This window comes from Cellulomonas chitinilytica, from assembly GCF_016862675.1.
Classification (GTDB): domain Bacteria; phylum Actinomycetota; class Actinomycetes; order Actinomycetales; family Cellulomonadaceae; genus Cellulomonas; species Cellulomonas chitinilytica.
In genome coordinates this window covers 30373-39695 of record NZ_BONK01000001.1, presented here as the reverse complement: position 1 = coordinate 39695, position 9323 = coordinate 30373, and the positions used below count along the sequence as shown (strand labels likewise).

At 75.6% G+C, this 9323-nt stretch carries 10 protein-coding genes; 6 read left to right on the top strand and 4 right to left on the bottom strand.

Annotation, left to right across the window (positions count from 1 at the left end; genetic code table 11):
- Window positions 1–18: 18 nt before the first annotated feature.
- Complete coding sequence (gene nudC, locus Cch01nite_RS00195) at window positions 19–1050, top strand: NAD(+) diphosphatase (protein ID WP_203747109.1); 1032 nt, start codon at window positions 19–21, stop codon at window positions 1048–1050.
- Between the two features lie 3 nt (window positions 1051–1053).
- On the opposite strand, the gene Cch01nite_RS00190 is transcribed toward nudC, so the two are convergent.
- The gene (locus Cch01nite_RS00190) at window positions 1054–1314 is read right to left on the bottom strand and encodes a mycoredoxin (RefSeq protein ID WP_203747107.1); all 261 of its coding nucleotides are present in this window, start codon (window positions 1312–1314) and stop codon (window positions 1054–1056) included.
- A 168-nt stretch (window positions 1315–1482) separates the two neighbouring features.
- Between Cch01nite_RS00190 and Cch01nite_RS00185 the strand changes: the two genes are divergently transcribed.
- The 3 genes from Cch01nite_RS00185 to Cch01nite_RS00175 all read left to right on the top strand — a co-directional run bounded on the left by Cch01nite_RS00185 (window position 1483) and on the right by Cch01nite_RS00175 (window position 4454).
- Window positions 1483–3507, top strand: a complete 2025-nt coding sequence (locus Cch01nite_RS00185; RefSeq protein WP_203747105.1) for an ATP-dependent helicase — start codon at window positions 1483–1485, stop codon at window positions 3505–3507.
- A gap of 197 nt (window positions 3508–3704) precedes the next feature.
- Window positions 3705–3965 (top strand): hypothetical protein, encoded by a 261-nt coding sequence (locus Cch01nite_RS00180; RefSeq protein WP_203747103.1) that lies wholly within the window; start codon window positions 3705–3707, stop codon window positions 3963–3965.
- 135 nt (window positions 3966–4100) lie between these two features.
- A complete protein-coding gene (locus Cch01nite_RS00175) occupies window positions 4101–4454 on the top strand; it encodes a WhiB family transcriptional regulator (protein ID WP_203747101.1) in 354 nt (117 codons plus the stop codon).
- 56 nt (window positions 4455–4510) lie between these two features.
- On the opposite strand, the gene Cch01nite_RS00170 is transcribed toward Cch01nite_RS00175, so the two are convergent.
- On the bottom strand, window positions 4511–5542 hold the full coding sequence (locus Cch01nite_RS00170) for a ThiF family adenylyltransferase (protein ID WP_203747099.1): 1032 nt from the start codon (window positions 5540–5542) through the stop codon (window positions 4511–4513).
- A 149-nt stretch (window positions 5543–5691) separates the two neighbouring features.
- Window positions 5692–5850: a DUF5679 domain-containing protein gene (locus Cch01nite_RS00165; RefSeq protein ID WP_203747096.1), complete on the bottom strand. Its 159-nt coding sequence runs from the start codon at window positions 5848–5850 to the stop codon at window positions 5692–5694.
- Window positions 5851–6045: 195 nt separating this feature from the next.
- On the opposite strand from Cch01nite_RS00165, the gene Cch01nite_RS00160 reads away from it, so the two are divergent.
- Window positions 6046–6717 (top strand): YgjP-like metallopeptidase domain-containing protein, encoded by a 672-nt coding sequence (locus Cch01nite_RS00160; RefSeq protein WP_203747094.1) that lies wholly within the window; start codon window positions 6046–6048, stop codon window positions 6715–6717.
- Window positions 6718–6729: 12 nt separating this feature from the next.
- Here the strand turns inward: Cch01nite_RS00160 and Cch01nite_RS00155 are convergent, their stop codons facing one another.
- Window positions 6730–8154 (bottom strand): zinc-dependent metalloprotease, encoded by a 1425-nt coding sequence (locus Cch01nite_RS00155; protein WP_373309750.1) that lies wholly within the window; start codon window positions 8152–8154, stop codon window positions 6730–6732.
- Between the two features lie 65 nt (window positions 8155–8219).
- Here Cch01nite_RS00155 and Cch01nite_RS00150 point away from each other — a divergent pair, with 65 nt between their 5' ends.
- Window positions 8220–9281: an NAD-dependent epimerase/dehydratase family protein gene (locus Cch01nite_RS00150; RefSeq protein ID WP_203747091.1), complete on the top strand. Its 1062-nt coding sequence runs from the start codon at window positions 8220–8222 to the stop codon at window positions 9279–9281.
- The last annotated feature ends 42 nt before the right edge of the window (window positions 9282–9323 follow it).

The following is a 9323-nucleotide window of genomic DNA, read 5'->3' as shown; positions in this document are numbered from 1 at the left end:
ACCGCGTACGGTGGCGCGGTGATCGTCGACGCCCTGCCCCTGTCCCGTGCGCTGGTGGACCGGGCGGCGGCCCTCCGGGCCGACGAGCGCGTCGTGGGAGCCGCGCTCGGCGACGCGCGCACGCGGGTGCTGCTGGTGGACGACGGGGCCGTGGCGACCGACGGCGACGGGGCGGTGGCCCTGCTCGCACCGGGCGACCTGCCGCACGACCTGTCAGGCGACCTGCCGCGAGACCTGCCGGGCGACCTGCGGGCCGAGGCCATGCCGGACGACGAGGTCGACGAGCGCCTGCTCCTGCTCGGCCGCGACGAGGACGGCGTCACGTACCTCGGCCTGCGGGTCGGCGGCCCGCACCCGGCGCCGCGCGCGGGGGCGGCCGCGGACGTCCTCGTGCACCGTCGCACCTCGACGTCGGCCCACCCGGAGCTCCCGCCGGGCCTGGCCTGGACGGCGCTGCGGACGGTCGGTGCCGACCTGTCCGCCCTGGAGGCGGGGCTCGCGACGACCGCGGTGGCGCTCGACGCCTGGCACGCCCGCCACCCGCGGTGCCCACGCTGCGGGGCGGCGACCCGGGTGACGCAGGCGGGCTGGGTCCGCACGTGCACCGTCGACGGCTCGGAGCACTACCCGCGCACGGACCCCGCGGTGATCATGGCCGTGGTCGACGACGCGGACCGGCTGCTGCTCGGTCAGTCGACCGCGTGGGCGCAGGACCGCTGGTCCACGCTCGCGGGCTTCGTCGAGCCGGGGGAGTCGCTCGAGCACGCGGTGCGGCGCGAGGTCCTCGAGGAGACCGGCGTGGTGGTGGGCGCCGTCGAGTACCGGGGGAGCCAGCCGTGGCCGTTCCCGGCCTCGCTGATGCTCGGGTTCCACGCCCGGGCGACGACCACGGACGTCCACGTCGACGGCGTCGAGCTGGCCCGGGCGCGGTGGTTCACGCGCGACGAGCTGCGCGACGCCGTGGACCGCGCGGAGGTGATGCCGCCGGGGCCGTCGTCGATCGCGCGGGCCCTCGTGGAGGACTGGTTCGGCGGCCCGCTCGGGCGCTGAACGTCAGCTCAGGCGCTCGCGGACCTGCACGAGCGACGGGTTCGTGAGCGCGGAACCGTCCGGGAACAGGACGGTCGGCACGGTGCGGTTGCCGCCGTTGAGCTGCTCGACGAGACCGGCCGCGTCGGGGTGGTCCTCGATGTCGACCTCGGTGTAGCCGATGCCTGCGGAGTCGAGCTGGGTCTTGAGGCGGTGGCAGTACCCGCACCACGTCGTGGAGTACATCGTCACGGTGCCGGCCTGGGGCAGGGTCTGCGTCGTCATCGGTCCTCGTCGTTCGGGCGGCGCCCGGGGGTGCCCGGTCGCGGTCGCGGTCACGGCTGCGGGAGCGCTCGCACGCCCCGGCCGTCCCGTGCAACAGGGTCGCACGCGCGGGTGTTCCCGACGGCGGCCGGACGTCCTGTGTCGGCGCGGGCTGCGAGACTGTGCGCGATGTCCGCCGACGCCCTCCTCGACGCGCTCGACCCCGAGCAGCGCGCCGTCGCCACCGCCCTGCGCGGGCCCGTCTGCGTGCTCGCAGGTGCGGGCACCGGCAAGACGAGGGCGATCACGCACCGCATCGCCTACGGCATCCGCACCGGGGTGTACCGGCCGGGGAGCGTCCTGGCCGTGACGTTCACGGCCCGGGCGGCCGGCGAGATGCGCACCCGGCTGCGCGGCCTGGGCGCGACCGGCGTGCAGGCCCGGACCTTCCACGCCGCCGCCCTGCGTCAGCTGGGCTTCTTCTGGCCGAAGGTGGTCGGTGGGGCGGCGCCACGCATCGTCGAGCAGAAGGCGCAGGTCGTCGCGGAGGCGGCCCGCCGCGTGGGGCTGCCGGTCGACCGGGTGAGCGTGCGGGACCTGGCGTCCGAGATCGAGTGGGCGAAGGTCTCGCTCGTCACGGCCGACGACTACGTCCGGGCGGTCACGGCGGTCGAGCGGTCGGTGCCGAGCGGCGACGACCCGCAGGCGGTCGCCCGGCTCATGACGGCGTACGAGCAGGTCAAGCTCGAGCGCGGCGTGATCGACTTCGAGGACGTGCTCCTGCTGCTCGCGGCGATGCTGGCGGAGCGGCGGGACATCGCGGACGAGGTGCGCGACCAGTACCGGTACTTCGTGGTCGACGAGTACCAGGACGTCAGCCCGCTGCAGCAGTACCTGCTCGACCAGTGGCTGGGGGGCCGGCACGAGCTGTGCGTGGTCGGCGACCCGTCCCAGACGATCTACTCGTTCGCGGGTGCGACCCCGTACCACCTGACGACGTTCCCGCAGACCCACCCGGGCACCACGCTCGTCCGGCTGGTCCGGGACTACCGGTCGACGCCGCAGGTGGTGAACCTGGCGAACCACGTGATCGACGCGAGCCGTCGGGTCGGCGGTCCGGCCCCCCTCGAGCTGCGCGCACAACGCCCGGACGGTCCCGACGTCCGGTACGCGGTGTTCGACGACGACGAGGCAGAGGCGGTCGGCATCGCGCAGGCGGTCGCCCGGCTGGTCCGCGCGGGCGTGCGACCGAGCGAGGTCGCGATCCTGTACCGCACGAACGCCCAGTCGGAGGCGTTCGAGGAGGCTCTCGCGAGCGCGGGGATCGCGTACCAGGTCCGCGGCGGCGAACGGTTCTTCGCCCGCCGGGACGTCCGCGACGCGCTCGTCCTGCTGCGCGGCGGTGCCCGGGCCGCCGATCCGCAGGCGCGGATGCCCGACTCGGTGCGCGACATCCTGCGCAACGTCGGGTGGGCCGAGCAGCCGCCCGCCGCACGGGGGGCGGCCCGCGAGCGGTGGGACGCGATGCAGGCGCTCGTGACCCTGGCGGACGAGCTCGCGACGGCTCCCGCCGCCGACGGCCGCTCGGCCACGGTCGCGGACCTCGTGGCGGAGCTCGACGAACGCGCGGCCGCGCAGCACGCCCCGACGGTCGAGGGCGTGACGCTCGCGTCCCTGCACGCCGCGAAGGGTCTCGAGTGGGACGCGGTGTTCCTCGCCGGCCTGAGCGACGGTCTCCTCCCGACGGCGCTGGCCGACACCGACGCGATGGTGGCCGAGGAGCGTCGGCTGCTCTACGTGGGCATCACTCGTGCCCGCGAGCACCTGCAGCTCTCGTACGGGCGCGCGCGCCTGCCGGGCAGCCGGCCGACACGGTCGATGTCCCGGTTCCTCGTCGACCTGTGGCCGGACGGCAGGGGACGTGCCGGTGGGGGCCGAGCCGGCCGGGCAGGCGGACCGCCCGCGGGCACGGACGCCGACCCGGTGACCCGGGAGACGGCCGCCCGGCTGACCCGGTGGCGCGACGACTACGCGCACGCGACGGGAGTGCCCGCGGTGCGGGTGCTGACGGCGGCGACGATCGCCGAGGTCGCCCGCCGGCGGCCGTCGAGCCGTGAGGAGCTCGGTCAGGTGCGAGGCATCGGTGCGGTGACGCTCGCGACGATCGGCGACGAGATCCTCGACGTCGTGGTCCGCGGGTCCGCCCGGGCGTGACGGGCGTCCGGGCAGGGTCCCGGACGTGCTCGCCGCACGTATCTCGGGACGATCCGGACCCTCCGAAGAAGTTGTGGAAGTTCTTCGGTTAATTCGGTTGTCCGCCCTTCTGAGCGGGCCCTAGGGTGAGTCTCGTCCTTGAGACGTGGGCTGCGCCGTGACGGTGCCGGCCCGGACCGTAAGGAGGTGGCGAGCACATGGACATGACCACGACGTACACGTCGAGCGTCGAGCGCGCGGTGTCCCTCCGGAACCTCGTGCCCACCACCTCCGTGTTCCAGGGGCGGGCTCTGCCCATTCCGGGGTCGTGCGCCACTCATGGTGTGACCTCCGAGATGAAGCAGATCACGGCGAAGCAGCCGGCCTTTGCCCCCGGGAACACGACGCTCGGCGGAGCTGTCGCGTGGCGCAAGCGTGGCGCCGATCTGCGACTCCGCCCCCGGACTCTCATGGTCTGACCGCACGACGGTCACAGGCCGCGGAGTCCGACACCCGGATCCGCGGCCTTTCTCGTTCCTCCCGATGTCGGGGGAGCGGGGCGGTCCCGATCCGGAACCGCCATCGCTCACCAGCAAGGACATCAGGAGGACATCGTGCGGCTCACGACGCTGCTCGACACCGTGAACCAGGGCGGATCCGGCCCTTGGCCCCTCACGGGCAGCACCGCGACCACCGACGACCGTCAGCAGTTCGACCAGCTGCTCGCCGACCTCATCCCGTGCCGCTCGAACGACCCCGAGCTCTGGTTCGCCGAGCAGACCGCACAGGTCGAGGCCGCCAAGGCGCTGTGCCGGGAGTGCCCGCTCATCGAGGGCTGCCTCGCCGGCGCCATCGAGCGGGCTGAGCCGTGGGGTGTCTGGGGTGGTCAGGTGTTCATCGGTGGTGTGGTCGTCCCGACCAAGCGTGGTCGGGGCCGGCCGCGGAAGAACCCGGTCGTCGCGGCCTGACGTCACCGGTCCCGGGGTCGTCGCCCGGGACCGGGACGCCGGTCGCCGGTCGACGATCACACACCCGCCGGGACGGCGGGCAGGGCGGTGCACCCGCAGTCGGGGTGCACCGCCCACGTGCGTCTGCGAGGGACGACGTCGGGCAGGCCGACCTCGAAGGTGACGCCGCGCAGGTGCGAGGACGTGCCGTCGAGATGGCCGACCACCGCCGCGGCGGCGAGCGCCGCGCAGACGCCGGACACCGTGCCGACCTCCCCGACGGGGCCGGAGGATGCGGCTGCCGGTGCGCCGAGGAGCTGGGCGACGAGGAGCGGCCAGGCGGGGTCGACGTCGGTCCGGTGCAGGTCGAGGCACCGCAGGCACGGCCCGTCGCCGGGGACGACGAGGGGACCGACGACGGCGTCCGCCTCCCGCACGACGACAGACAGGTGCGGGGTGGCCGCCGAGAGCAGGACCGGGGCCCGCGCGGGGTCGGCGGCGGCCCGTTCGACGAGGACGAGGACGTCCGGCTCCTGGGTGCCGTCGAGCCTGAGGTGAGGTGCGACGTCGCGGAGCACGCGGGTCGCGACCTGCTCGCGCACGGAGCCGACGTCCCCCCAGCGGTAGCCGCCGGGGCCGACGTCCTCGGACCGCACCGGGCGGGCGTCGTCGAGAAGGAGCGTGCCGATGCCGGCGGCGGCGAGCGCGACCGCGACGCCCAGCCCGGTGGGACCGAGCCCGAGCACCCCGACGGTGCAGCGCGCGCGGCCCTGCACCAGCTCGGCGCCGTCCGCGTGGGGCCGTAGCAGCGACCACGTGACCGCGTCGGGCGTCGCGGGACCCGGTGCGGCGCGGCCGGCGGGGCCGGCGACCGTCAGCCGGGCCTCGTGCAGCAAGGACACGAGCGTGGCGACCCGTGCCGGGTCGAGCCCTCGGCCTCGGGCGAGCGCGGGCAGGCCGGCGAGGTCGGTGCGCTCGTCGACCGACAGCAGGAGGCGGCACTCGGCCGCGGTCAGGTCCGTCAGGCGGACCGCCCAGCGTGGGTCGGTCCCCACCTGGACCTCGGTGTCCCCGCGGCGCAGCACCCGCAGACCAGGACGCAGTCGCATGCACCCTCCTCGATGTCCGCGCCACTGTGCCAGCGCGGCGCGGACCGTGCGTCGGGATGTCCACAGGAGTGGGACATGCGGGGAGACGCCTCAGGGGGCACCGTCGTCGACGACGGTGCCCCCTGAGGGACGACGAGCTGCGGTGGTGCTCAGGCCTTGCCGAGGATGCGGTTGAGCTTGGTGCCGCAGACCGGACACGTGGCCTTCGCCATGCGCCGCCCGGACTCGGAGACGACGACCTCGCCCTCCGCCTCGCGCTTCTCCTTGCACTTCACGCAGTAGAACTCACCCGCGTACGTCTCGGCCATGGTGCCCTCCCTCGGTGTCGTGCACCGGTCCGGGACAACCGCCGGCCGGCGGCCGGGCATGGTCGTCACCGACGCGCCCGCGCGACGTCCACAGTAGTGGCGCAGGGTCCGCCGGACGCGTGATCACGCGGCGGCGCGCCGCGCGTCCCTCGGGTGAAGCGCGTGCGCGTGGGTGCCTGGCGCTAGCGTGCACCTGTGCAGCCGCCCACGCACGACCTGTCCCAGGTCGAGGTCCGCCGGTCGCGCAAGCGCGTGCGCACGGTCACGGCCTGGCGCGAGGGCGAGCGCACGATCGTCGCGATCCCGGCCCGGTTCACGCACGCCCAGGAGCGCGAGTGGGTCCGCCGGATGCTCGCGCGGCTCGCCGCGCAGGAACGGCGGCGTCGCCCGTCGGACACCGAGCTCGCGTCCCGCGCCACCGAGCTGTCGGGGCGGTACCTCGGCGGACGTGCGGTGCCGACGAGCGTCACGTGGTCGACGAACCAGGGGCGGCGCTGGGGGTCGTGCACACCGACGGACGGGACCATCCGCATCTCCGACCGGGTGCGCGGGATGCCCCGGTGGGTGCTCGACTACGTCCTCCTGCACGAGCTGAACCACCTGCTGCACGCGGGTCACGGGCCGGACTTCTGGGCCGAGCTCGAGGGCTACCCGCGCACGCAGCGTGCCCGCGGGTTCCTCGAGGGGTACGCGTTCGCGGGTGAGCCGGCGGCCGGCCGCGGGGGAGAGGGCGGGGCACCGGCGGAAGCGCCCGGGGACGACGACGGGGACGTGTTCGACGACGTCGTCGGGGAGCTCGACGACGTCCTCGGAGACGAGGGTGCAGGGGCCGTCGACGTGGTGGGGCAGGTCGACGCGGGCCGCTGACGCCGCCGTCGCTCAGTCGCCCTTGCTGGAACCCGACCCGTCCGTGCCCGGCCCGCCCGTGCCCGGGTCCTCGCCGAAGATCTCGGCGAGCGCCCGGTCCACGTCGGCCGTCTCGTCGACCGCGGCGGCCCTGCGGGCCGCGTAGCCCGTGGGGTCGTCGAGGTCCTCCTTGCCGGGGAGCAGGTCGGGGTGCGCCCAGACGGCGTCGCGGGCCTCCGGGCCGGAGTCGCGGGTGATCTGCGCCCACAGGGCTGCGGCGTCGCGCAGGCGGCGGGGTCGCAGCTCGAGCCCGACGAGGCTGGCGAACGTCTGCTCGGCGGGTCCGCCCGCGGCGCGGCGGCGACGCACCATCTCGCGCAGCGCGACCGCGTGGGGCAGGTGCGGCAGGGCGGCGGCGGCGGTGACCTCGTCGACCCAGCCCTCGACGAGCGCCAGCGCGGTCTCGAGCCGTTCGAGGGCCGCCTTCTGCTCGGGGGTCGTGTGCGGGGCGAACACGCCGCTCGACAGGGCGGCCTGCAGCGCGGCGGCGTCCGTCGGGTCGACCGAGCGGACGGCCTCCTCGAGCTGGTCGGCGTCGATCGAGATGCCGCGGGCGTACGTCTCGACCGTCCCGAACAGGTGCGCGCGCAGCCACGGGACGTGCGTGAACAGCCGCGTCGCGGCGGACTCGCGCAGGGCGAGGAAGAGGCGGACCTCGTCGGCGGGGGCGTCGAGCCCCTCGGCGAACGCGTCGACGTTGGCCGGGACCAGCGCCGGGGCCGGGGTCGCGACGAGCGGCAGCCCGACGTCGGTCGTGCCGAAGACCTCGCGCGCGAGCGTGCCGGCGCCCTGCCCGACCTGCATGCCGAACACCGCCGAGCCGAGCCGGCGCAGCAGCTGGGTCGCGTCGATGCCGCCGGGCAGGGCCGGGGTGTCCGTGGGCAGGCTCGAGCCGAGGGCGCCGACGAGGGCGGCCGACAGGGACGTCGCGATCGGCTCGGTGAGCGTGCGCCACGTCGGCAGCGTCGCCTCCACCCACTCGGCACGGCTCCACGCGCTGGACGTGACCGCGGCGGGCGGCAGGTCGGTCACCGCGTCGAGCCACAGCTCGGCGACGGCGAACGCGTCGCGGACCTGGCGCACCTGCTCCGCGGACAGCGACGGGTCGCCGCCGGCCGCGGCCTGCTGGCGGGCCAGGTCGTGCGCCATCTGCCAGTTCACCGGCTGGTCGCCCGAGAGCGCGAGCATCTTCTGCACCTGCGAGAACACCTGCTCGAGCGCTGCCGGGTCGGAGGGCAGGCCGGAGGCCTCGGCCATGGCGGCCGGGTCGATCCCGCGGGCCTGGAGCTCGCGGATGGCGTCCTGTGCGCCCTCGCCGAGCACCGCCCGCAGCATCTGCTCCCAGGCGGGGACGTCCGACCCGCCGGGGTCCGGCGTGGCGGGGTTGTCGGAGCTCACGGAAACCTCCTGCGACGATGGGGTCCGGCTGCGACCACGGTAACCGCGCAGCCCAGGAACGGAGCATGGTGGTCGGACAGGTTCGCTCAGGGCGCACGGAGGTCGTCGTCGACGGCGACGTCGTGCTCGTCGTCGGCCGGGGGCCCGTCGCCGCCGCGGTGGCGTCGGCCTGGTCGGACCGGTCCGGGGAGGTCCGCACGCTCGACGAGGTGCCCGCCGTCGAGCCGCAGTCGGCGCTCGCCGGGACCGACGTGGTGGTGCTGGTCGCGCACCCCGGCGACGTCGGGTCGCTCGCCGGGCGGCCCGCCCGGGACCGGCAGGCGGAGCTCGTCGCGCACACGCAGCGCACGCTCGCCGCCGCCCGTGCGGCGAAGGTCCGGCACGTCGTCGTGGTCACGTCCGCCGTCGTGCACGGCGCGTGGCCCGACCGCCCCGTCGTGCGGGACGGCGACCCGGTCCAGCAGGTCGCCGACGACCAGCAGGACGGGCTCGTCGGCGACCTGCTCGCGGTCGAGGCCGTCGTCGCGCGGTCGGGGCGGCGGCGCACCCCGCTGCTGACGGTGCTGCGCCCGGCGGCGATCGTCGGGGCCGGCGTGGACACGTTCGTCACGCGCCACTTCGAGGCCCCGCGCCTGCTCACCGTGCGCGGCGCGACCCGGCAGTGGCAGTTCGTGCACGTCGACGACCTCGCGTCCGCCGCGTGGTTCGCGGTGGAGCGCGGTCTTACCGGTGCGCTGACCGTCGGCGCGGTCGACGTGCTGGACCCCGCCCAGGTCGAGGCTGCGGCAGGCATGCGCCGGGTCGAGCTGGCCGCGACCACCGCGTTCGGCACCGCGGAACGGCTGCACCGGGTCGGGGTGCTGCCCGCACCCGCCGCCGAGCTCGCGTTCGTCGTCTACCCGTGGACCGTGGCCGCCGACCGGCTCCGGGCCGCCGGCTGGGAGGCCAACTGGTCCAGCGCCGCGTGTCTCGACGTGCTGCTGGAGGGCGTCCAGGGTCGGATCGCTGTCGCGGGCCGCCGGCTGGGGACGCGGGACGCGGCGGCGCTCGGTGCGGCGGGCGCCGCGGTCGCGGTCATCGGCACCGCGGCGGTGTGGCGGCAGGCCCGCGCGCGACGACGCCGCTGACCCCGCGCGGCACGAGGTGCCAGGGCAGTGGGGGATGATCGG